17 protein-coding genes and 2 pseudogenes are annotated in these 20,867 nt (G+C 68.3%); 6 read left to right on the top strand and 13 right to left on the bottom strand.

The genetic code is table 11. The annotated features are described in order from the left end of the window. Positions 1–3: 3 nt before the first annotated feature. The 3 genes from AC5Y5V_RS06575 to AC5Y5V_RS06565 are packed head-to-tail and all read right to left on the bottom strand — an operon-like array spanning position 4 to position 2,290. A complete protein-coding gene (locus AC5Y5V_RS06575; RefSeq protein WP_499932040.1) occupies positions 4–1,503 on the bottom strand; it encodes a PPE family protein in 1,500 nt (499 codons plus the stop codon). A 2-nt stretch (positions 1,504–1,505) separates the two neighbouring features. Beyond that, complete coding sequence (locus AC5Y5V_RS06570; RefSeq protein WP_499932038.1) at positions 1,506–1,814, bottom strand: PE family protein; 309 nt, start codon at positions 1,812–1,814, stop codon at positions 1,506–1,508. Further along, positions 1,811–2,290 (bottom strand): hypothetical protein, encoded by a 480-nt coding sequence (locus tag AC5Y5V_RS06565; protein ID WP_499932462.1) that lies wholly within the window; start codon positions 2,288–2,290, stop codon positions 1,811–1,813. Before AC5Y5V_RS06565 ends, AC5Y5V_RS06570 begins: the two co-directional genes overlap by 4 nt. 66 nt (positions 2,291–2,356) lie before the next feature. Between AC5Y5V_RS06565 and AC5Y5V_RS06560 the strand changes: the two genes are divergently transcribed. Together AC5Y5V_RS06560 and AC5Y5V_RS06555 are read left to right on the top strand one after the other, a co-directional pair. Then, entirely contained in the window at positions 2,357–2,776 is a 420-nt protein-coding gene (locus AC5Y5V_RS06560; protein ID WP_499932037.1) for a hypothetical protein, read from the top strand. After that, complete coding sequence (locus AC5Y5V_RS06555; RefSeq protein ID WP_499932035.1) at positions 2,773–3,549, top strand: hypothetical protein; 777 nt, start codon at positions 2,773–2,775, stop codon at positions 3,547–3,549. The genes AC5Y5V_RS06560 and AC5Y5V_RS06555 overlap by 4 nt, the downstream gene beginning before the upstream one ends. A 610-nt stretch (positions 3,550–4,159) precedes the next feature. On the opposite strand, the pseudogene AC5Y5V_RS06550 reads toward AC5Y5V_RS06555, so the two are convergent. The 6 genes and pseudogenes from AC5Y5V_RS06550 to AC5Y5V_RS06525 all read right to left on the bottom strand — a co-directional run. Then, a pseudogene (locus tag AC5Y5V_RS06550) lies at positions 4,160–4,996 on the bottom strand (NAD-dependent formate dehydrogenase); the annotation flags it as partial. Beyond that, positions 4,972–5,763 (bottom strand): annotated as a pseudogene (locus tag AC5Y5V_RS06545) (LysR family transcriptional regulator); the annotation flags it as partial. The pseudogenes AC5Y5V_RS06545 and AC5Y5V_RS06550, both read right to left, overlap by 25 nt. Before the next feature lie 26 nt (positions 5,764–5,789). Next, entirely contained in the window at positions 5,790–7,502 is a 1,713-nt protein-coding gene (locus AC5Y5V_RS06540; protein WP_499932034.1) for a GMC oxidoreductase, read from the bottom strand. Next, on the bottom strand, positions 7,480–8,541 hold the full coding sequence (locus AC5Y5V_RS06535) for a Rieske 2Fe-2S domain-containing protein (protein WP_499932032.1): 1,062 nt from the start codon (positions 8,539–8,541) through the stop codon (positions 7,480–7,482). Before AC5Y5V_RS06535 ends, AC5Y5V_RS06540 begins: the two co-directional genes overlap by 23 nt. Further along, on the bottom strand, positions 8,538–9,542 hold the full coding sequence (locus AC5Y5V_RS06530; RefSeq protein ID WP_499932030.1) for a PDR/VanB family oxidoreductase: 1,005 nt from the start codon (positions 9,540–9,542) through the stop codon (positions 8,538–8,540). The genes AC5Y5V_RS06535 and AC5Y5V_RS06530 overlap by 4 nt, the downstream gene beginning before the upstream one ends. After that, positions 9,539–10,789 (bottom strand): cytochrome P450, encoded by a 1,251-nt coding sequence (locus AC5Y5V_RS06525; protein ID WP_499932029.1) that lies wholly within the window; start codon positions 10,787–10,789, stop codon positions 9,539–9,541. Before AC5Y5V_RS06525 ends, AC5Y5V_RS06530 begins: the two co-directional genes overlap by 4 nt. Before the next feature lie 158 nt (positions 10,790–10,947). Between AC5Y5V_RS06525 and AC5Y5V_RS06520 the strand changes: the two genes are divergently transcribed. Continuing rightward, on the top strand, positions 10,948–12,216 hold the full coding sequence (locus AC5Y5V_RS06520; RefSeq protein WP_499932027.1) for a PucR family transcriptional regulator: 1,269 nt from the start codon (positions 10,948–10,950) through the stop codon (positions 12,214–12,216). A 19-nt stretch (positions 12,217–12,235) separates the two neighbouring features. Here the strand turns inward: AC5Y5V_RS06520 and AC5Y5V_RS06515 are convergent, their stop codons facing one another. Continuing rightward, complete coding sequence (locus AC5Y5V_RS06515) at positions 12,236–13,888, bottom strand: acetolactate synthase large subunit (protein WP_499932025.1); 1,653 nt, start codon at positions 13,886–13,888, stop codon at positions 12,236–12,238. Between the two features lie 79 nt (positions 13,889–13,967). On the opposite strand from AC5Y5V_RS06515, the gene AC5Y5V_RS06510 reads away from it, so the two are divergent. Next, positions 13,968–15,344: an NADP-dependent succinic semialdehyde dehydrogenase gene (locus AC5Y5V_RS06510; RefSeq protein WP_499932023.1), complete on the top strand. Its 1,377-nt coding sequence runs from the start codon at positions 13,968–13,970 to the stop codon at positions 15,342–15,344. Between the two features lie 3 nt (positions 15,345–15,347). Here AC5Y5V_RS06510 and AC5Y5V_RS06505 read toward each other — a convergent pair whose 3' ends face one another. The 3 genes from AC5Y5V_RS06505 to AC5Y5V_RS06495 all read right to left on the bottom strand — a co-directional run bounded on the left by AC5Y5V_RS06505 (position 15,348) and on the right by AC5Y5V_RS06495 (position 18,718). Then, on the bottom strand, positions 15,348–16,286 hold the full coding sequence (locus AC5Y5V_RS06505; protein ID WP_499932021.1) for a R2-like ligand-binding oxidase: 939 nt from the start codon (positions 16,284–16,286) through the stop codon (positions 15,348–15,350). Further along, positions 16,283–16,951 carry a TetR/AcrR family transcriptional regulator gene (locus AC5Y5V_RS06500; RefSeq protein ID WP_499932019.1) on the bottom strand — a complete coding sequence of 223 codons (669 nt, stop codon included), beginning with the start codon at positions 16,949–16,951 and terminating at the stop codon, positions 16,283–16,285. Before AC5Y5V_RS06500 ends, AC5Y5V_RS06505 begins: the two co-directional genes overlap by 4 nt. Before the next feature lie 66 nt (positions 16,952–17,017). Then, positions 17,018–18,718: an acyl-CoA dehydrogenase family protein gene (locus AC5Y5V_RS06495; RefSeq protein ID WP_499932018.1), complete on the bottom strand. Its 1,701-nt coding sequence runs from the start codon at positions 18,716–18,718 to the stop codon at positions 17,018–17,020. Positions 18,719–18,820: 102 nt separating this feature from the next. Here AC5Y5V_RS06495 and AC5Y5V_RS06490 point away from each other — a divergent pair, with 102 nt between their 5' ends. Then, the gene (locus AC5Y5V_RS06490) at positions 18,821–19,888 is read left to right on the top strand and encodes a Gfo/Idh/MocA family protein (protein ID WP_499932016.1); all 1,068 of its coding nucleotides are present in this window, start codon (positions 18,821–18,823) and stop codon (positions 19,886–19,888) included. Next, positions 19,885–20,865, top strand: a complete 981-nt coding sequence (locus tag AC5Y5V_RS06485; protein ID WP_499932014.1) for a Gfo/Idh/MocA family protein — start codon at positions 19,885–19,887, stop codon at positions 20,863–20,865. The genes AC5Y5V_RS06490 and AC5Y5V_RS06485 overlap by 4 nt, the downstream gene beginning before the upstream one ends. The last annotated feature ends 2 nt before the right edge of the window (positions 20,866–20,867 follow it).

The following is a 20,867-nucleotide window of genomic DNA, read 5'->3' as shown; positions in this document are numbered from 1 at the left end:
TCGTCATCCATCGCCCGAATCGGGCCGGTCCATCCAACTTTCGGGCAGCATCGGCACCTTCGGGCCGCCGCCGTAGTCGTCACCGACGAGCGTGGTCAGTCCGGCGGGCCGCAGCTCCGCCTTGGTCACCGTCCCCGCGAACCCCAGCGTGCCCGCGCCCTGAGCCGACGCCGGCTCGGCGGGCAGAAATTCGTAGCGGTACCCGCGGTCGATCACCGTCCGCAGGCGCCGCGCGGCCCGCGCCTGCTCGCGACGAACCGCCGCCGCGGCGGCCGCGGCCGTCGCCGCCGAATCCGACGCCGGCTCGGCCGCCCGCATGCGCGCCCCCAGCGTCGGCCCGAAGCCCGGTCCCGGACCACTCACCAGATACGTGAATCCCTCCACACCCGTGACCGGCGCCGGCGGGGCCGCGGGCGCGGCGGGCGCGGGACTGACGGGTGTGGTGGACGGCAAGGGCATCGGCGCCGGCGCGCCGGGCGGAACGGGCGCGGCGAGCAGCGCGACCGGCGGCAGTTCGGTCACGGTCCCCACCGGGACCGGTTCGACCGGCACGGGCGGCGGCGGCTGCGCCAGGCCGGCCAGGCCCGCGATGCCGGCCAGGCCGGCCAGGTTGACCACGGCCAGGTTCAGCACGGCCGGCGACAACAGCGGCGCCGTCTGCAGCAGGAAGCGCAGGGTCCGCAGCGTCCAGTTGAAGACGCGGAAGGTCTGCCAGGCGAAGAAGTAGGCCGCCAGCGCCTGCAGCTGCGCCGGATTCGACAGCGCGCCGGGCAGGTTTTCCTGCAGATAGGCGATGGCTTTCTGGTTGCCGCTGATGAAGCTGGACAGGTTCTGCAGGTACTGCAGCGGATTCCAATTAGGTTGGCCCTGGCCCGGTATCTGCTCACCGTTGAAGCCGAACAGCATCTGCCATATCTCCGCCGGGGTCGGCAGCGCGAACTGCCCGCGACCGCCGCCACCGCCGCCTCCACCCCCACCTCCGCCTCCGCCACCCCCACCACCGGCGGCGGCCTTCGCGGCCTCGGTGGTGGCCTGATAGGTGCTCATCACGGTGGCGGCCTGGGTCCACATGCGGGCGTAGTCGGCCTCGTTGAGCGCGATCGGGATGGTGTTGATCCCAAAGAAGTTCGTGGCCACCAGGACGCCGTGGATGACGTGGTTGGCGGCCAGTTCGGCCAGCGTCGGCATTGCGGCCAACGCGGCGGTGTATGCCGCGGCCACTGCCTCGTGCTGCGCCGCCGCCTCAGCGCTGACGGCGCTGGCGAGCACCAGCCACGCGAGATACGGCCCGTGCGCTGCGACGTAGGTCAGCGCCGTCGGGCCTTCCCATACCTGTTGCGCGCCCGCGAGCGTTGCGGTCAGTTCGCCTGCCGCGGAGTCGTACTCGGCGGCCAGCGCGGTCCACGTCTGGGCGGCGGCCAGCAGCGGGCCCGGCCCCGGACCGGCGCTCAGCAACGCCGAGTGCACCTCCGGCGGAAACGCCATCCACACCGGCGCCGGCATCGTCAGCCGCCGGCTCCCAGATACGTAGCGGCGGCCGCTGCATCCCCGGCGGCGTAACCGGCGCCCGCCGCGGCGACGCCGATGCCCGCGCGGCCCAGCACCTCGACACCGCGGGCAGCGATCGCCTCGTGCCGGCTGCCCTGCGCGCTGAACTCGAGCGCGGCCTGCACCGACACCGGGTCCGCAGCCGGCGGCACCACCACCGACACCACCGGGGCCGCCGCCGCGTGCGCGGCCGCGAGCCGGGCGGTGATCGCCTCAACGGCCGCGCTGACCGCGGCCAAGCCCTCCGGAACCACTCGTAAAGTCATGGCGCGCCGTCCTTCCGACTCAGCACCGCCGCGATGGCCCAGCCGAGGAGCCCGGCGGCGAGCCCGAACCCCAGGTGAAACAGCACCTTTTCGGCCGTGCCGGGGAGTGCGACCAGATGAATCGGGGCGGCCGCGAGTGCCACCAGCCAGCGGTGTCGTCGGGCAAGGGGCCACGCGGCCACCGTGCACAGCAGGAACGCGGCCGCAAAGTAGCGCATGCTCCCGGCGCCGCCCGAGTGCAGCGCGAGCGTCGTCAGCGTCGACGCGGCCCCGACCGCCACGACCGTCGCCGGTCGGTGGGTGGTCAAAACCACCGCCACCAACAGAGTCAGCCAGATCAGGCCGCGATGCCCGGGCAGCCCCATCGGGATGCGGATGTCCGCGTACGCGACGATCAGCACGACCGCCAGCAGGGGGAAGGCCACTTCCCGCAGCAGCGCGAGACGTTCGACCGGGCCAGCAGTCACCCGCAACATCACGTGCGGAACATTACGCCCCAATTGACCCTTGGATACGGTTTTTGACGGTAATAGTCTCTGCATATGCGGATATCTCGCCGCCGCCTGCCAGTCCTGCTGTTTGCGCTGCTTCTCGCCGGTTGTGCTGGTTCGACCGACGGGCAGGGCGGCCTGGCGGTCCAGCAGGCCGGCCGCGTCCTGAGCCGCTTCACGATGGCCCAGTTACGTGACCTGCCGCAGGTCGAGGTCGCCACGCCGCAGTCTCACGGCGCACAGGTCCAGCGCGGGCCGACCGTGCGGGCGGTCCTGACCGCCGCAGGCGTCAGTGCCGTCGAACGCGTGCGGGTGGACGGCAGCGACCCCGCGCAGACGCTGGCCGCCGCCGAGCTGACCGATCAGGTCATCCTGAACATCACCAAACGAAACACGGTCAAGCTCACCGGGACTCAGCTCGGCACCGATCGCTGGGTGCGCGACGTCACGACGCTCGTCGTCAACCCATGACCCGCGCACTCGCCGGTGTCGACCTGCTCATCGGCATCGACGACACCGACGATCTGCGCAGTCCCGGAACCGGCCGTCGCGCGCGGGCGCTGCTGCGCGAGTTGGCGGACGCCGGGCTGGGCAGCCCCGCCGGGGCGACCCGGCACCAACTGCTCGTCGACGATCGAATCCCTTACACCACACACAATTCCAGCGCCTGCCTGGCCTGGCGCAGCGCCGACGGCAACCCGGACGCGGTGGCGGCCGACGTCATCACGCTCGCCGGACGATTCCTCGAGCGCGTCTGTCCCCCGGACGCCGACCCCGGGTTGGTGGTCGCCATACCCGGTCACCTCCAAGCGGGGCCGCTCGTTGACTTCGGCCGGCGCGCGAAACGCGAGGTGCTGCGCACCTCGCAGGCTCGGCAGCTCGCCGCGGGGCTGGGCGTGCACCTGTCCGGGCACGGCGGCACCCAGGACGGAGTGCTGGGCGCGCTGGCCGCGGTCGGCCTGCATCTGTCCGGCAACGACGGGCTGTTCATCACCTTGCCGGGCCTCTACGAGCTGCCCCGCGAGACCACCATCGATGAACTGCGTGCCCGCGTGCCAGTCGATGTCGCCCGCGACGCCGACGATCGCCGGCCCGGCCCCGGCGAACCTATCGAACTGGGCGACTGGGTGCACCCGGTGCTGCTGGAGGGCCGTACGGTCCTGTTACTGGAGTCCCCCAGGGACCGCCCGGATGGGCAGCGTAGCTGGCGAACGGCGCCGCGTTCGGTGGTGAAGCTGCACTGACGTTGCAGAGCAGTTGGCAGCGCGCGTCAAGCAGGCGCGCGTAGTTCCAGTAATACGTGCCCCACCCGGAAAACGCGGCGATCAGCACCAGCCCCAGCAGGTTGAAGTGCTGCGGATCCGCCAGGAACCTCACGGTCTGGGCCAGCACGTTGACCACCGACACGCCGACCAGCAGTCTGGCCGAGCCGGTGGCGGTGGCCCGGGCCCGCTGCGCGAGTACCGTCGCGACATGCCGGATGGCCGGATCGGCGGGGACGGGACCGGCTTTCAGGGCCGCGGACACTTGTCGGCACGCGCGTATCGGCAGTTGTGCCACCAATGGGCGCAGGTCGGCCTGTCGCTGGGTGTTCTTCACCGCCAACAACAGCCCGAACAGCGGGGCGATGACGGCGATGCCCACAAGCCACAGCCAAATCCAGACCATGGATAACCGCCGGTCCGGCAAGTTCCCGATCAGCATGAACGGGACCAGACCCAGCGCCAGCACCAGCGCGTACGCCGGCCATTGCGCCCACCACGGCCGAAACGTCAACCAGAGCCACACCTGGCTGAGGATAAACGGCGATGGACGCCTGATCGACGGCCATCGCCAACGCTGCTACTTCTGGGGTTACTTCTGGTAGGACAGCGCTCCGGTGCCCGCGAGCTTGCCGCCCTCGACGATCAGGTACTCCGGGCGGATGGGCTTTCCCGCGAACCACGATTCGAGGATCTCCCGGGTGCCGGCGGCGTAGCGCGCCTGCGCGGACAGCGTGGTACCCGAAACGTGCGGAGTCATGGCGTTGTTGGGCATGGTGCGCCACGGGTGATCCGGCGGCGGCGGTTGCGGGAACCACACGTCGCCCGCATACCCCGCGAGCTGACCGCTGTTCAGCGCGGCCACGATCGCCTCGGGCACGGTTTCCTCGGCACGGGCGGTGTTGACGATGTAGGAGCCGCGCCGCATCGAGGACAGCAGCTTCTCGTCGAACATCGCCCGCGTGTCCGCGTACAGGGGCGAGTGCACGGACACCACGTCCACCGCGCGCACCAGCGATTCGACGTCGGGGTGGAACGTCAAATTCAGCTCGGTCTCGACCTCCGGCGGCAGTCGGCGCGTGTCGGTGTAATGCAGGTTGACGTCGAACGGCGCCAGCCGGCGCAGCACCGCCCGACCGATGCGCCCGGCGGCGATCACGCCGACGTCCATGCCCTCCAGGTCGTAGGCGCGCTGCACACAGTCGGCGATGTTCCAGCCGCCGTCGGCGGCCCACCGATGAGACGGGACGAAATTGCGCACCAGCGTCAGGATCTGCATGACCGCGTGCTCGGCGACGCTGATGCTGTTGCTGTAGGTCACCTCCGCGACGGTAATGTCGCGTTCCTTGGCGGTGTCGAGATCCACGTGGTCCGAGCCGATGCCGGCGGTCAGCGCGAGCTTGAGCTTGGGCGCCTTGGCGATTCGCTCCTTGCCCCCGCTGGAACGCCGAGGGTGCGGATCCACGTCTGCGGAACGATGCTGGCCCAGCGGCCGGTGCCAACGTGGGCGAGCAACGAGACCACGGAATCGGTTTCGAGCTGCGGCGTCACCGTCAGCCCCCGGCTGGCCAGCGCCTCGTCGATGACCCGGCGGCCCCGCATTCCCTCCGCCAGCAAGCACATTGGCAGCTGGGTCGCGTCCTGCCAGCTGATGGTCTCCGGCGGGCCGGTGAGCAGTTCGCCGCCGGCGAGGAGTACCTGGTGCTCCTCGTACAACGGGGTGACCAGCAGATCGGCCGTGTCCTGCCGGTCCGGGTACAGGATCCCCGCGTCCAGATCGAATTGGCGGATGCGCTCGATGATTCCGGCCGAACGCAGGCTCGTCTCCAGCTGCACGCGGACCAGCGGATGCGCGGCGCAGAACGGATCCGTAAGCAGCGCAACGGTTGTCGCGGCCGCGGGCACGACGCCCAGCCGAAGCTCGCCGGTCAGGCCGGTCTGCAGCGCGGTGACTTCCTGTTTGAGGGCGTCGCGGTCGGCCAGAATGCGTCTGGCCCAGTGCACCAGCCGTTCCCCCTCGGGAGTGAGGCCTTCGAACTTCTGGCCGCGCCGGACCAGCGGGACTTTCAGCTCCTGTTCAAGTTTGCGGATGGCCTCCGACAGCGCCGGTTGCGAGACGTAGCAGGCTTCCGCCGCGCGGGCGAAGTGCCGTTCCTGGGCGAGCGCCACGAAGTATTCGAGTTGGCGGAAGAGCATGCGACCATTCGACCACGTGCCCGAAGTCAGCCCAGCCGAAGCGCCGCCGGCGCGCTCGCCGGCACGACCGGCTTGAGCGGCTCGACCGGACGAAGCCGTCGGTACTCGGCACCGAGGGCGGGCCGGGCATCGACGTCCCCCTTGTTGGGCCAGAAGGCGGTGGCCCGTTCGGCCTGCGCCGTGATGGTCAGCGACGGGTTGACCCCGATGTTCGCCGATATCGCCGAACCGTCGAAGACATGCAGTCCCGGGTGGCCGAACATCCGATGGTAGGGGTCGATGACGCCACGCTCGGCGGAGTCACCGATCACGCAGCCGCCCAAAAAGTGTGCGGTCATGGGGATGTCGAGGATCTCGCCGACGCTGCTGTAGGGCGCGCCATGGATCTCGCGGGCCATCCGGCGTACGGCTTCGTTGGCCGCCGGAATCCAGGTCGGGTTCGGCACGCCGTGGCCCTGCCGGGAGGACAGCTTGATCCGGCCCAGCCGCGTCCGCTTGGGAAACAGCGTCAGCGAGTTGTCCTCCGTCTGCATCACCAGCGCAATCACGGTGCGCTGCGACCAATCCCGCAACCCGGCGTACAGCGACGCGGCCTGGCCGGGGTGACGCGCCACCTGCCCGAGCCACTTCAGCCAGCGCGGCACCCTGCCGCCGCCGTCGGTCATCACCGTCGTCAGCAGCGCCATCGAGTTGGACCCCTTGCCGTAGCGGACGGGTTCGATGTGCGTCTTGTCGTCGGGGTGGATCGACGACGTGATCGCGACGCCCTTGGTGAAGTCCGCGCCGTTGCGGTCGCGGAGCTTGACGCTCGCGGTCGATATCGCCTCTGAGTTCGTTCGGGTGAGTTCCCCGAGCCGTTCCGAGATGCCGGGCAGTGCGCCGGTCACTTTCATCCGGTGCAGCAGCTGCTGGGTTCCCCAGGTGCCGGCGGCGAAGATGACCTGTTCGGCCGTAATGGTATTCGAGTCCCTGCGCTGACGCCAGGAACCCGTCCGCACTGTGTCCACCGCGTAGCCGCCGTCGAGTGGGCGCACGCCGACCACCGTCGTGAGCTGGTGGATCTGCGCCCCGGCCCCCTCGGCCAGGTACAGATAGTTCTTCAGCAGCGTGTTCTTGGCGTTGTGCCGGCAGCCGGTCATGCACTCGCCGACTTCCAGGCAACCCCGTCGGCGCGGGCCCGCCCCGCCGAAGAACGGGTCGTCGACCTCGACGCCGGGCGCCTTGGTGTTGTCCGGTCCGAAGAACACCCCAACCGGTGTCATCCCGAAGGAGTCCTTGACCCCCATCTGCTCGGCGACCGTGAGCAGCACCTTGTCCGACGGGGTCATCGTCGGGTTGGTCACCACCCCCAGCATCCGTTTGGCCTGGTCGTAGAACGGCGCGAGTTCGGCCTTCCAGTCGCTGATGTGCGCCCAGTGCGGATCGTTGTAGAACGCATCGGATTTCGGCTGATACAGCGTGTTCGCGTACACCAGCGACCCGCCGCCGACGCCGGCACCGGCCAGCACCAGCACGTCGGGCAGCATGTGGATGCGCTGGATACCCGTGCAGCCCAGCTTCGGCGCCCAGAAGAACTTGCGCACCTGCCAGTTGGTCTTGGCGAACTCGTGGTCCTCGAATCGCCGCCCGGCTTCCAAAACGGCTACCGAATAGCCCTTTTCGGTCAGCCGCAGCGCCGCGACCGATCCACCGAAGCCCGACCCGATCACCACTACGTCATAGTCGAATTGCGTTGGCATAGCCCACTCTCCCGTATGACGCGCGCCCGGTTTCCTCGTCGACCATCTCCATGGCGATGCGCCGCGCCCGCACCGCGGCACGGTCGGCCTTGACGTTCAGGTCGCGGCGGGGCAAGGGTTCCTCGTCCAGGCGACGCTGAATCGTTTGTAGCACCACCGCGTCGCGCAGCGCCCACTCGCGGAACATGGTGCGCAGGAACTCGCCGACCTCGGCCTTCTCGGTGGCGAAATCGCGCGCCATCTGCAGGAAGACGTGGGTCGTGCCCGGGGTTTCGGGGGTGAAGCCCTGAATCCTTGCGACCGCGCACGCCTTTTCACCTCCGGCCGCGATGACGTAGTGCTGCACGTGCAGCGCCGGGGAGACGAATGTGCCTTCCTCCCGCCGGTCGCCGGGCGTGTCGGCGGGCAGGCCGGTGATCTCGGCCTCCCACGGCGCGAGGCCGCTCGCCGGTATCTGCCGGGAGTAGGAAACCGACCGCTCGGAGACTTCGACCTCGTCGAGCTGCGGCAACACCTCGACGTTCGGCGGCACCACCTCCGGGTGCAACACGAAAACGTCGGTCAGGTCGAGGTAATGCTCGTGCAGCAGCAGGTAATTCGCCTCGACGCACAACACCTCGGTGGTGCTCGCCCACCCGGTGCCGTCGCCGTACCACGGGATGCGGGGCGGTGGGCGGAGCGCGGCGATGCCGGGATCCCCCAGCCAGATCCACACGAACGGCGACCGCTCGTACACGGGGTAGGTGCGTACCCGCGCGCCGGGCGGCACGTTCTCCTGCGACGGCACGTCGATCAGGCGGCCGTCGTAGTCGTAGACGAAACCGTCGGCGCCACACACCAATCGGTCACCGTCGCGACGGCCGGCGGACAGCGGATAGGCCCGATGCAGGCAACGGTCCTCCATGGCCACCACGTCTCCGGAGCCCCGCCGGTACAGGACGACGAACTTGCCGAGCAGGCGGCGCCCCAGCAGGCCGTCCCCCACCTCGTCGGTGGTCGCGGCGACATACCAGCAATTGAACGGATAGTTGGATCTCATAGGTCGAGCACCAACCTTTCTGAGCGGGAGCGTGAAACGCAGGTCATCATCACGTCGTTGCGGGCCTTCTCGGCGTCGTTGAGCACCGAGTCGCGGTGATCGGGTTCGCCTTCGAGGACGTCGCATTCGCAGGTGCCGCAGACACCTTCCATGCAGGAGCCGAGCACGTCGACGCCGGCTTCCTCGCATGCCGCATAGATCGACTTGTCGGCCGGCACGGTCAGGGTGATGCCGGAGCGTTGGCATTCCACCTCGAAGGTGTCCAGCGCGCCGGGCGACGGTTCCGCGAGCGCCTTCGCGGAAAAGCGCTCGATGTGCAGACTGCCGTCCGGCCAGGTCGTGCACGCGTCCTCGACGGCGGTCAGCAAACCTTCGGGTCCGCAGCAGTACACCAGCGTGTTCTCGCCCGGCTCGGACAGGGCCGCCGCGAGGTTAGCCCGGAAGTCCCTGGCGTCCTGCGCATCTCGCGCGCAGACGGAGACCCGGTCGCCGTGCCGCCGCAGCCCGTCGACAAAGGCCATCGACGCGAGCGTCCGGCCGCCGTAGAGCAGACGCCAGTCCGCGCCCGCCGCCTCGGCCGCCGCGATCATCGGCATCATCGGGGTGACGCCGATGCCGCCGGCGATGAACAGGTACCGCGGCGACCCCACCAGCGGAAAGTGGTTGCGCGGCCCGCGGACCCGCACCGTGGTGCCCTCGTGCAGCTTGTCGTGCACGAATTGCGATCCCCCGCGGCTGTCGGGGTCCAGCAGCACGCCGACCTGCCACTCCGCCCGGTTGGCGGTGTCGCCGCACAGCGAATACTGCCGCACCAGCGACGGCGTCAGCAGCAGGTCGATGTGCGCGCCGGGGGCCCACTCCGGCAAGTCGGCGCCGGTCGGGTCGGCGAGGGTCAGCGTGACGACGCCGTCGGACACCGCCTCCCGGCGCCGAACTTCGACGTCGACCTCGACCTCGCGGTAGGCGGGCCTGGCCCGGGTCTGCTGTTCGGTCGCAGTCATGAGCGCCGCACCGGTACCGAGTTGTACTGGTTGAGGAACAGTGCTCGTACCCGGGTCGGTTCACCGTCCAATGTCAGGTCGGGGAAGCGTTCCAGGGTCTGCTGGATCCACAGCCTCAGCTCGAGGCGCGCGAGGTTGGTGCCCAGGCAGAAATGCCGTCCCCGCCCGCCGAAGGCCTGGTGTGCGTCAGCGAGGTTGGGCCGGGTGATGTCGAAGGTGTGCGGATTCGGGAAGACGCTCTCGTCGCGGTTGGAGGCGATGTACCACAGCAGCAGGCGATCGCCCTCTTTGATCTGCTTGCCCTGCAACTCCACGTCACGGGTTGCCCCGCGGGCCATGAACGCGAACGCGGGGTAGCAGCGCAGGCCTTCCTCCACCGCCGCCGGAATCAGCTCGGGTTGCTCGCGTAGCTGTTGGGCCAGTTCCGGGTTGCGCAGCAACTCAAGCATGGTCGCGGTGTAGGTGGCTCGGGTCGAGTCGTTACCCGCCGACATCAGCAAGACGAAGAACAACGCGATCTCCATCTCGTTGAGCTTCTCGCCGTCGACCTCGGCGTCCATCATGGCGGTGAGGAGCTTCCCGCTCAGCGAAATGTCGCCGCTACGAGCCAAAGCGATTCTGTTATTGACGTATTCAAGGATTTCGGCCATCACCGCCATGGGGTCATCCCATTGCTTCCGGATCTCCGGGTCTTCGAACGCGGTGAACACGTTCGTCCAGTGCACCAGCGTTTCGTCGTCCTCGGGAGGAGTCCCCAGCAGCGAGCCGATCACCCGGGCCGGAATGGGCCGCGCAACGTCGGCAACCAGGTCGAAGCGGTCGTTATCGGCCACGCTGTCCAGGACGCCGCTGATGATCTGGTTGACGTGATCGGTGTGCTTGGCGATAACTTCCGGGGTGAACTCCTTGATCACCAGCGCCTTGAGTCGGTCGTGGCGGGGCGGGTCCATCGAAATCATCTGCAGGCGCTGAATGTCCAGCCCGAGGCCGTCGCTGATCTCATCCCAATGGAAGATGCCGCGGCGTTCGGAGGAGAAGGTCTTGTAGTCACGGCTGACCGCACGCACGCCCTCGAAGGTCGTGATGTCCCAGAAGCCGCCCTCTTGCGGTCGGTTGTGTTGCGGGCTGAAGTGCACGGGCGCCTCGCGCTGCATCCGCGCAAAGAGTTCGTAGGGGGGGCCGTCGTTCCACACGGCCGGATCGGCCAGGTCGACGGTGTCGAGGTCGTGCACATCGAGGGCTGTCATTTGTGGTCCTTTACTTGCGTTGAATAACTGAGCATTTCGGCTCACGGCACTGAATTCCAGAAAAGTTACGGAGCTTGCGCCCGCGGGTCGACGTCGCGCGCGGACCAACTATCGCCGCACTGTTGTCTTGGCGGGACAACGCCAACTACGTTCGGATCATGGGGGCGGACGGCAGTCGCACCGATCGCGCACTCGTTGCCAAGACCGCGGCGCACGTCGCCAGCAGGCTCGACGACCAGCTGGAGGCCACGACGCGGTCGATTCAGCAGCTGGTGGTCACCAAGATCACCGAGTTGGCCGGCGACGCCCACCTGATTCAGCTACTGCGCGACACCGTCGCGTCCAGCGTCGACACGTTCTTCTCGGCGATCCGCAACGGCATACCCGTCGAGCACATCGAGCCCCCGACGGCCGCGCTGGAGTACGCCCGGCGGCTGGCCCAGCGCGAGGTGTCCGCCGACGCGCTGGTGCGGGCTTACCGGCTCGGTCACCGGGCGGCACTGAACGTGGTGCTCGACGAGATTCGGGCCTGCGATCTGGACCCGCAGCTGAGCCTGGACGTGTACGAAGATATGGCCGCCGTGTCGTTCGCGTACATCGACCTGGTCTCGCAGCGCGTGGTCGCCACCTATCAGGACGAACGCGACCGCTGGCTGGGCAATCGAAACGCGCTGCGGGCGTTGCATGTTCGGGAGCTGTTGACCGGTGGCAACGTGGATGTCGACGCGGCCACCATCGCGATCCGCTACCCGCTGCGGCGCACCCACGTCGGGGTCGTCATGTGGTGTGGCGAATCCGCCGAAGGCGGCGAACTCGACGCCATGGAACGTTTTGCGCAGCGGCTTGCCGAATCTGTTGGTGCTAAAGAGAATCCGCTGTTCATCTCGATGGACCGCGTCACCGGGTGGGCCTGGATTCCGGTGCCGTCGGACTCGGATGCGCTGGCCGCCATCCGCACGTTTGCCGCCGCGGCACCCGACGGGCCGTCCATCGCCACCGGCAATCCCCTGCCGGGCGTCGAGGGCTTTCGCCGCTCGCATCAGCAGGCGGAACACGGGCGTTCGGTGGCGATGGCGTCGGGGACGGCCGCGCGCCGCGTCGTCTCCCCCAACGATCCGGGCCTGGCGGTCGCGGCTCTGGTCGGCGAGAACGTGGAGGCCGCGGCGGCGTGGGTGTGCGAGGTCCTCGGGCCGCTGGCGTCCGACACCGAAGCCGACGAACGGCTGCGCGAAACGCTACGGGTGTACCTGCGCACGGGGTCCAGCCACAAGGCGGCCGCCGAGGAACTCCACCTGCACTCCAACTCGGTCAAGTATCGCGTGAACCGGGCGGTCGAGCGCCGCGGCCGGCCCATCGCGGACGACCGGCTCGACGTCGAAGTGGCCCTGCTGCTTTGTCATTGGTACGGCGCCGCGGTGCTGCGCTGAGGCCACCTGACCGGCCGCCCTACCCCAGCGTCTCGTCCAGTTCGCCGAGCCGGTCGGTCAACCGCAGGTTCTCGGAGTAGTCCACCGGACAGGCGATCACCGACACGCCGTCGTCGTCGAGCGCGCTCCGCAGCGTCGGCAGCAGCTCGTCGGCGCTGTTGATGCGATATCCCTTCGCGCCGAAGCTTTCCGCATACTTCACCACGTCCGGGTTGCCGAATTTCACGTAGTAGTGGCCGCCTAGTTCGAGATCCATCTTCCACTCGATCAGCCCGTAGCCGCCGTCATCCCAGATCAGCACCACCAGCGGGATTTTCTCGCGGACGGCGGTCTCGATCTCCTGCGAGTTCATCAGGAAGGCACCGTCGCCGACCACGGCCAGCACCTTCGCGTCGGGCCGGGCCAGCTTGACCCCGAGTGCGCCCGGCAACGAAAAACCCATGGTGGACAACCCGTTCGAGACCAGACAGGTGTTGCGCTCGAAGGTCGGATACAGCCGGGCCATCCACATCTTGGTGGCGCCGGTGTCCACCAGCACGACGTCGCTGCGGCCCAGGGCCGCGCGGGTGTCGGCGACCACCCGCTGCGGCGCCAGCGGGTAGCGCGAATCCTGTTGTCCCCGCTCGAATTCCTCGGCCAGCAGGCCCGATCCCGGAACGTCGTCGGCGCCGTCGAAGCTGTGGCCGTCCAGCGCCTCGGCGAGCGCGTCCAGCGACGCGCTGATGTCACCGATGATCCCGACGTCGACCGAATAGTGCATGTCCACCTCGGCCGGGAAGCGGTGCACGTGGATGACCTTCTTGTCGGCCTTCGGGTTGATCCGCACCGGGTCGAACTCCTGCAGCTCGTAGCCGACCGCGATGATCACGTCGGCGTTGTCGAAGCCGAAGTTGACGTAGTCGTGCCGCATGAACCCGAGGGTGCCGATGCTGTTGGGGTGGTCGTCGGGCATCACGCCCTTGCCGTGGAAGGTGTTGGCGACCTTGATACCGAATTGCTCGGAGAAGCGGATCAGGGCCGCGGTCGCGTCGCTGCGGGCCGCGCCGTGCCCGGCCAGCACGACCGGCCGCTTGGCGTTGCGCAGAATGTCCACGGCCCGCGCCACCTGGCGGAACGCCGGCGCGTCGGCGCGGACGACGTTGCGCGGCAGCGGCGCGAGGTCGGAGTAGTCGGCGTCGTCGGCGTCGATGTGCTCGGGCACCGCGAGGTACACCGATGCCGGGCGCTCGGTCTCGGCGAGCTTGAACGCCTTGCGGAACATCTCCGGGATGGCCTGCACGGTCGGCACCCCGGCCGCCCAGCGGGTGATCGGGGCGTACATCGACACCAGGTCGACGTATTGGTGCGACTCCTTGAACTGGCGATCCTGGCCGACCTGCGCGGAGATCGCGACCAACGGGGTGCTGTTGGTGGTCGCGTCGGCCACCCCGAGCTGCATGTTGATCGCCCCCGGGCCCAGGGTGGCCGACACCACCGCCGCGCGCCCGGTGACCCGGCCGTACATCTCCGCCATGAACGCCGCCGCCTGCTCGTGGCGGGTGAGCACGTAGCGGATCTCCGACGACGCGAGCGCCTGCACGAACCGGATGTTCTCCTCGCCGGGCAGTCCGAAGACCACCTCGACGCCCTCGTTTTCCAGGCACTTGACCATCAGCTGCGCCGGTGTACTCATCCGCTACCTCCCTTGGCCAACACTAGTGGCACGCTGGAGACTGGCCGTTTCGAAACCAATCCAAACGAAGGACGTCAGCGTGCCCATCGCCACGATCAACCCGGCCACCGGGGAGACAGTCAAGACCTTCACCGCGGCAACCGACGACGAAGTCGACGCTGCCATCGCGCGCGCCTACGAGCGGTTCCTGGACTACCGCGTCAACACCACGTTCGCCCAGCGCGCCGAGTGGGCCAACGCCACCGCCGACCTGCTGGAGGCCGAGGCCGACCAGACCGCCGCCATGATGACCCTGGAGATGGGTAAGACGCTGAAGTCGGCGAAGGCCGAGGCGATCAAGTGCGCCAAGGGTTTTCGCTACTATGCCGAGCACGCCGAGGCGCTGCTGGCCGACGAGCCGGCCGACGCGTCGAAGGTCAACGCGTCCAAGGCATACACCCGCTGGCAACCGCTGGGCGTGGTGCTGGCCGTGATGCCGTGGAACTTCCCGCTGTGGCAGGCCGTCCGGTTCGCCGCGCCGGCGCTGATGGCGGGCAACGTCGGCCTGCTCAAGCACGCCTCGAACGTGCCGCAGTCGGCGCTCTACCTCGCCGACGTGATCGCCCGCGGCGGCTTCCCCGACGGCTGTTTCCAGACGCTGCTCGTTTCGTCGAGCGCCGTCGAGCGCATCCTGCGCGACCCCCGCGTCGCGGCAGCCACACTCACCGGCAGCGAGCCGGCCGGCCAGTCCGTCGCCGCCATCTGCGGCGACGAGATCAAGCCCACCGTGCTCGAGCTCGGCGGCAGCGACCCGTTCATCGTGATGCCGTCGGCCGACCTGGACGACGCGGTCAGCACCGCGGTCACCGGCCGAGTGCAGAACAACGGCCAGTCCTGCATCGCCGCCAAGCGGTTCATCGTGCACACCGACATCTACGACGCGTTCGTCGACAAGTTCGTGGAGAAGATGGAGGCGCTGAAAATCGGCGACCCGACCGACCCGGACACCGACGTGGGTCCGCTGGCCACCGAATCGGGCCGCGACGAGATCGCCGACCAGGTCGACGCCGCCGTCGCCGCCGGCGCGAAGGTCCGCTGCGGCGGCGCGCGGCTGGATCGGCCGGGGTGGTTCTACCCGCCGACGGTGGTCACCGACATCAAAAAGGACATGGCGCTGTACACCGAGGAGGTGTTCGGCCCGGTCGCGTCGGTGTACCGCGCGCAGGACATCGACGAGGCCATCGAGATCGCCAATGCCACCACGTTCGGGCTCGGCTCCAACGCGTGGACGCAGGACGAGGCCGAGCAAGAGCGCTTCATCGACGACATCGTGGCCGGGGGCGTCTTCATCAACGGGATGACCGTGTCCTACCCCGAGCTCCCCTTCGGCGGCGTCAAGCGGTCCGGCTACGGCCGCGAGCTTGCCGACCTCGGCATCAAAGAGTTCTGCAACGCCAAGACCGTCTGGGTGGGCTGAGGTCTAGACGGCGGCCAGCGCGCGGGCGTCCTCGTCGGCGAAGGTTTCCTCGAGCTGCACCGGCGAGTAGTCCAGGTCGATCTCGCCGAGGGGACGCCCACGGGCGCTGCTGATCGTGCCGAACCGCCGCATGCCCTTGTCCGCGGCGTATTGCATGATCTCTTCCCGCGACAGGCCGAAGGGCGGCTCGTCGCCGTACAGGCTGAATCCCTCTTCGGTGAGGCGCAGGCCGACGGGCAGGAGCTCGTTCATGCGGTCTTCGAACACGGTCCAGTTGGCGTCGTCCGCGGCGACGTGGCGCCGGCAAGTGAACGTGCCCCACGCCATGTGGCGCCGCTCGTCGTCGCCGATGCGCGCCACCAGCTCCTGCATGCCGGGCAGGATGCCGCGTCCCACACACACTTTGTGCCAGGCGTAGTAGCCGGTGAGCGCCAGCATGCCCTCGACGATGTGGTTGTAGGTCACCGACGCCCGGATCTGGGCGGCCGGTGACGGGTCGGTGGCCAACGCGTTGAGGCTGTTCGGCAACTCCTCGTAGAAGATCTCGCGGTAGGTGGGGATCGCGTCGAAATACCCGTGCAGGTCCTCGGTGACGCCGACGGCATCGAGCCACATGCGGAACACCTGGACGTGCTTGGCTTCCTCGAAGGCGAACTGCGTCAAATACATTTCGTCGCCCAGGCGCCCCTCGGCCCGCATCGCGGACATGAACGGCTGGATGTCCTCGGTGACCGCCTCCTCGCCCGCGATGAACTGGGCGCACAGCCGGATCGCGTAGTCACGTTCCCTGTCGGTCAGCCGCTCCCAGTCTTCGCGGTCGCGAGAGAAGTCGATGTCGGCGGGATTCCAGAACTTGGCGTTGCCGCCGGCGAACAGCTTGAGCGGCAGGCTGTTCCAGTTGAGTCCGCCCGCGACCATCGAGCCGGAATGCGTACGTGTCATGTGACCTCCTCGGTAACTGTGGCGCTCACGGCGAAGGCGGCCTGCAGCACCGCGACCAGCCGGCGCACCGCCAACTTCGGCTGATCCGGCGACGGCTCGTCCAGGCCCAGCACCGGATCCAGGCCGCGCATATACGGCGCCAGCGCGAGGTGCGGAAAGATCAACAGCAGCAGGGAAAGCAGGGCGTCGGTGTCGGAATCCGCGCGCAGGTCGCCGCGCGCCTGCGCGTCACGCACCAAGGGCCGCAACACTTCCAGGTAGTGGCGGTGAATGACGGACCGTACGCTGATGCGGGCGTCGGTGTCGACCTCGAGCGTCGCGGCCGCGTGCAGGGCGCGTTCTTTCGGATGTTCGGCGAAGTAGGCGACCCAGTCGTCGAGCAGGTCGGTCAGGAATTCGAAAAACGGCCTGCTCGCGTCGAGTTCGCGGATGCGGGCCTCCATGTAGGCCCGCACGCGCTGGCTGCCGATGTCGGTGATGAACGTGTACAGGTCACGCTTGTCCGCGAAGTACTGGAACAGGCTGCCCTTGGCGACCCCCGCCTTGCGGGCGATGACGTTCAGGCTGCCGTTGGAGAACCCATGCGCCCCGAACTCGGCCTCCGACGCCTCGATGACGGCCGCGCGGCGGGCCGGATCGACACGTGCCCAGGTGACCGTCGGCATGGCGCCTCCTCACGACAGATGACCACTGGTCATTCTACTGTGAGCTGCGTCATAGTCAATGCCGCGTCACGGCCGCATTTCGTATGCCCCGTTGAGCGGCAGCACGAATTCGTTCCACACCTTGTCGTAGCGCGCGGAGTCGTTGGCGGGACGACGGATCATCCGCAGCGCGAACGCGGCCTGCGCGTCGGTGGTGGCAGCCTTGTCGTTGAGTTCGACTGCGTAGCTGTTGAAGTCGCGGACCAGCAGGCCGAAAATCTCGTCGAGCAGGGCCTCGTCCACTCCGGACAACGACGCTTCCTCAAGGATCAGCTGCCCGTAGGGCACCAGCGCGAAGATCTGGCCCACGCCGAACGCGAAGTCGATGTCCTTCTGCTGCGCGGCGTCCGGGGTCGCCGATGCCAGCATCTCGGCCAGCACGTCGATCTGCTCGCGCAGCAACGCGACGTTGGGCAGATGGGCGTAGGCGTCGAAGGACGCGCGCCAGTCGTGGAAGCGCACCTTGCCCAGCCCGCCGGTGGGGCCCTGGTTGAACAGGAAGGTGTCGTCGGCGTTGTCGTCGCGGCGGCCGATCAGCGGCAGCGCGGCGTCGGGGGCGAACAGGAAGTTGGGCATGAACTTGCCCAGCAGGCCGATGTTGATGTGCACGGTGCCCTCGAGCCGCGGCAGCATGCCGATCTCCTGGGCGACGGTCTCGAAGAACGTGTCCTTCTCCACGCCCTTGGCGGCGATGACGTCGAACAGCGCGGTGATGACCCGCTCGCCCTCGCTGGTCACCTTGGCCTTGGTGAGCGGGCTGTACAGCAGATAGCGACGGTCGTCGGCCGCGGCGCTGCGCATGTAGTCCGACGCGCGGGTGCACACCAACCGCATGGCGACCAGCCGGGCGTAGGCGTCGGTGAGCAGCCGTCGGACATGGCTGAAGTCGGTCACGACGGTGCCGTACAGGTGCCGGTTGGCGGCGTGCGTGATGGCCTCGTAGAAGGCGTGGGTGCACATTCCGACCGAGCCCCAGCCCAGGTTGTACTTGCAGACGTTGACCGTGTTCAGCGCGGCGTGGAAGGCGCCCATGCCGCGGTGCAGCAGGTCCGCCTCGGTGACGGGGTATTCGTTCAGCGCGTAATTCGCCACGTAGTTCTGCGAATTCACCACGTTCTTCTTGCAGTCGTACCGGTCATCCTGGGAGTCGGCGACGAAAAACACATACTCCGGGTCCGCGCCTTCGATGCGGCCGAAGGTGGAGACCATCCGCGCGACGTTGGCGTTGCCGATGTAGTACTTCTCGCCGCTCGCCGTCCAGCCGTGTTCGGACGGCGTCAGGATCATGTCGGTCTGGTAGACGTCGGCGCCGTGCGCCTTCTCGGACAGGCCGAAGGCGAACACCTCGCCCTGCTCCAGCTGGGCGGCGGCCTTGCGCTTGGCGTCCTCGTTGTCGCTCATCCAGATCGGGCCCAGGCCCAGGGCGGTCACCTGGAACGGGTACCAGTAGCTCAGCCCGTAGAAGCCGATGATCTCGGCGAACTCGCTGATCCGGTAGGTGTCCCAACGACAATCGGAGGCGCCGTACTCGGACGGCGTCAGCAGCGAGGCAAAGATGCGCTCCTTGGCGATGAAGTCGAGGAAGTCCGAATACCAGACGCGCTCGCGTGCGTCGTGCTTGAGCTGGGCCTTGCCACGGTTCTCGAAGAAGTCGACGGTCGCCGCCATGATCTCCGCCGAGCGCGCGTCGGGGTAGCGACGGGTCAGGTTGTTGGGGTTGAGCAGCATGACGGTGGACTCCCGTGGCGTTGAGAAATAGTGGTCGTTGAGTGTATGCGAGCCGAAGCGGCGCGTGGCACCGTACTTTCCTAACGGACCCTGCCTCAGGAGGTGTTGGTGCTACCGGAGCTGCGCAGCGCGCTGATCGGCGCCGGCATGGTCGGGTCAGTGCATGCCCGCGCCGTGCACCGAGCAGGCGGCAAGCTGGTCGCAGTCTGTGCCAGCACACCGCAGCGGAGTCGAATCGCCGCGGAGCAGTTGGGTGCCGACCGCGTGGCGACGGAGGAACAGATCATCGACGCGGACGACATCGATGTCGTGCATGTCTGCACGCCGAACCACCTGCATCGCGACGCGGCGCTGGCGGCCTTGGCCAGCGGGAAGCACGTGATCTGCGAGAAACCGCTGGCGACCACCGTGGCGGACGCCGGCGAGCTCGTCGCCGCGGCTGAACGGGCCCAGGCCCTGGCGGCGGTGCCGTTCATCTATCGCTTCTATCCGATGGTGCGTGAAGCCCGCTCGCGGATCGCCGACACCGCGGTGTGGCTGATCCACGGCAGTTACCTCCAAGACCACATGGCGACGGCCGCTCCCTGCGGCTGGCGGTCGGACCCCAGGCAAACGGGTCTGTCGATGACCTTCGCCGACATCGGGTCACACTGGTGCGACCTGATGGAATTTGTTACGGGACACCGGATTACCGCCCTCGTCGCCGCCGAAGGCAGCGCGTCGGCGGGTGCCGCCCGCCCGGACGACGGAGCCGTCGTGGCATTCCGCACCGATCTCGGCGCGATCGGCAGCGTTGTCGTCAGCCAGACCTCGCCGGGCCGCAAGAACCAACTGTCGTTCTCCTTCGACGGTCGAGACGTCGCGATGCTTTTCGACCAGGAACACCCGGACGACCTGGTCGTGGGCGGGTTGCGCGGCAACACGCTGCTGACCCGCGACAGGGCCGTGCTCGATGAGCGCAACGCGCGCTATTCGCTGCTGCCCGGCGGCCACCCGCAGGGATACCAGGACTGTTTCGACCTGTTCGTCGCCGACGTCTACGAGGGTGTGCGCACCGGTGCGCCGCCAGACGGGTTGCCGCTGTTCAGCGACGGGTTGCGGGCGACGACGATTCATGCCGCGGTGGCCGCGTCGGTCACCGACGCTCGTTGGGTGGAGATACCGCGATGAGTGCGGTGCGACTGGCCCTGTGCGGCGTGGGTGCGATGGGTCTGCATCACCTGGACATCTTCGCCGGCCTGGCACCGTCGGCGCGGATCTGTGCGGTGGCGGACAGCCACCGGCCGTTCGCCGAGCGTGCCGCGGTCCGGATTCCGGGTGCCCGCGTGTTCAACGACCCGCTGGACTGCGTGGCCGTTGCCGACGTCGACGCCGTCGTCGTGGCCAGCGCCGACGACACCCACTACGCGATCGTGCAGGCGTGCATGGCCCGCGGCGTCGACGTGCTCTGCGAAAAACCGCTGACGGTCTCCGCCGAGCAATCCCTGCGACTGGTCAACGCCGAAAGGGAAGTCGGCCGTCGACTCGTCCAGGTCGGTTTCATGCGGCGCTACGACCCCGACTACCGGCGTATCCGCGCCGCCGTACGGTCCGGGCGGGTCGGCGAGCCCGTCCTGATCACTCAGCGGCATCACAACCCGTTGGCTGTCAACAACTTTGACGCGCGTCAACTGGTCAGCAGTTCGGCCGCACACGACATCGACCTGTTCCGCTGGATTACCGGTGAGGAGGTCGGCACCGTCGGCGCCATGGCCAAAGCCAGCGACGACGGATCGACGGTCGCCGTCGCCGTGACGCTGACGTCGCAGTCCGGCATCCTCGGGGTGCTGCAACTCGGTCGCGGCCCGGCAATGCACTACGACATCGGGCTCGATGTGATCGCCAGCCGCGGCGGCCTCACCCTCGGCCCACCCTCCGCCGAGAAACCGCCGGGCACCTGGCTGGAACGATTCGACGCCGCCTATCGCGCGCAGGACGCGGCCTGGTTGACGTCGGTGGCACAGCGTTTCGTCGAGGGACCGTCGGCGTACGACGGCTACGCCACCAACGTCGTCGCCGACGCCGCGCTCGCCGCGTTGGACACCGGCGACGCCCAGGTCGTGCACCAGGTCCCTGACGACGTTCCGCTGCCCGGACGAACGGCCTAGCA

Source organism: Mycobacterium sp. NGS68, from assembly GCF_059812195.1.
Note: the sequence above shows the minus strand (reverse complement) of the source record. Positions and strands in the feature narration are given on the sequence as shown.

What these genes read in the sequence shown, in the direction of transcription:
- AC5Y5V_RS06575 (WP_499932040.1), bottom strand. Translation starts at nt 1,503, where the DNA reads ATGCCGGCGCCGGTGTGGATGGCGTTTCCGCCGGAGGTGCACTCGGCG.
- AC5Y5V_RS06570 (WP_499932038.1), bottom strand. Translation starts at nt 1,814, where the DNA reads ATGACTTTACGAGTGGTTCCGGAGGGCTTGGCCGCGGTCAGCGCGGCC.
- AC5Y5V_RS06565 (WP_499932462.1), bottom strand. Translation starts at nt 2,290, where the DNA reads ATGTTGCGGGTGACTGCTGGCCCGGTCGAACGTCTCGCGCTGCTGCGG.
- AC5Y5V_RS06560 (WP_499932037.1), top strand. Translation starts at nt 2,357, where the DNA reads ATGCGGATATCTCGCCGCCGCCTGCCAGTCCTGCTGTTTGCGCTGCTT.
- AC5Y5V_RS06555 (WP_499932035.1), top strand. Translation starts at nt 2,773, where the DNA reads ATGACCCGCGCACTCGCCGGTGTCGACCTGCTCATCGGCATCGACGAC.
- AC5Y5V_RS06540 (WP_499932034.1), bottom strand. Translation starts at nt 7,502, where the DNA reads ATGCCAACGCAATTCGACTATGACGTAGTGGTGATCGGGTCGGGCTTC.
- AC5Y5V_RS06535 (WP_499932032.1), bottom strand. Translation starts at nt 8,541, where the DNA reads ATGAGATCCAACTATCCGTTCAATTGCTGGTATGTCGCCGCGACCACC.
- AC5Y5V_RS06530 (WP_499932030.1), bottom strand. Translation starts at nt 9,542, where the DNA reads ATGACTGCGACCGAACAGCAGACCCGGGCCAGGCCCGCCTACCGCGAG.
- AC5Y5V_RS06525 (WP_499932029.1), bottom strand. Translation starts at nt 10,789, where the DNA reads ATGACAGCCCTCGATGTGCACGACCTCGACACCGTCGACCTGGCCGAT.
- AC5Y5V_RS06520 (WP_499932027.1), top strand. Translation starts at nt 10,948, where the DNA reads ATGGGGGCGGACGGCAGTCGCACCGATCGCGCACTCGTTGCCAAGACC.
- AC5Y5V_RS06515 (WP_499932025.1), bottom strand. Translation starts at nt 13,888, where the DNA reads ATGAGTACACCGGCGCAGCTGATGGTCAAGTGCCTGGAAAACGAGGGC.
- AC5Y5V_RS06505 (WP_499932021.1), bottom strand. Translation starts at nt 16,286, where the DNA reads ATGACACGTACGCATTCCGGCTCGATGGTCGCGGGCGGACTCAACTGG.
- AC5Y5V_RS06500 (WP_499932019.1), bottom strand. Translation starts at nt 16,951, where the DNA reads ATGCCGACGGTCACCTGGGCACGTGTCGATCCGGCCCGCCGCGCGGCC.
- AC5Y5V_RS06495 (WP_499932018.1), bottom strand. Translation starts at nt 18,718, where the DNA reads ATGCTGCTCAACCCCAACAACCTGACCCGTCGCTACCCCGACGCGCGC.
- AC5Y5V_RS06485 (WP_499932014.1), top strand. Translation starts at nt 19,885, where the DNA reads ATGAGTGCGGTGCGACTGGCCCTGTGCGGCGTGGGTGCGATGGGTCTG.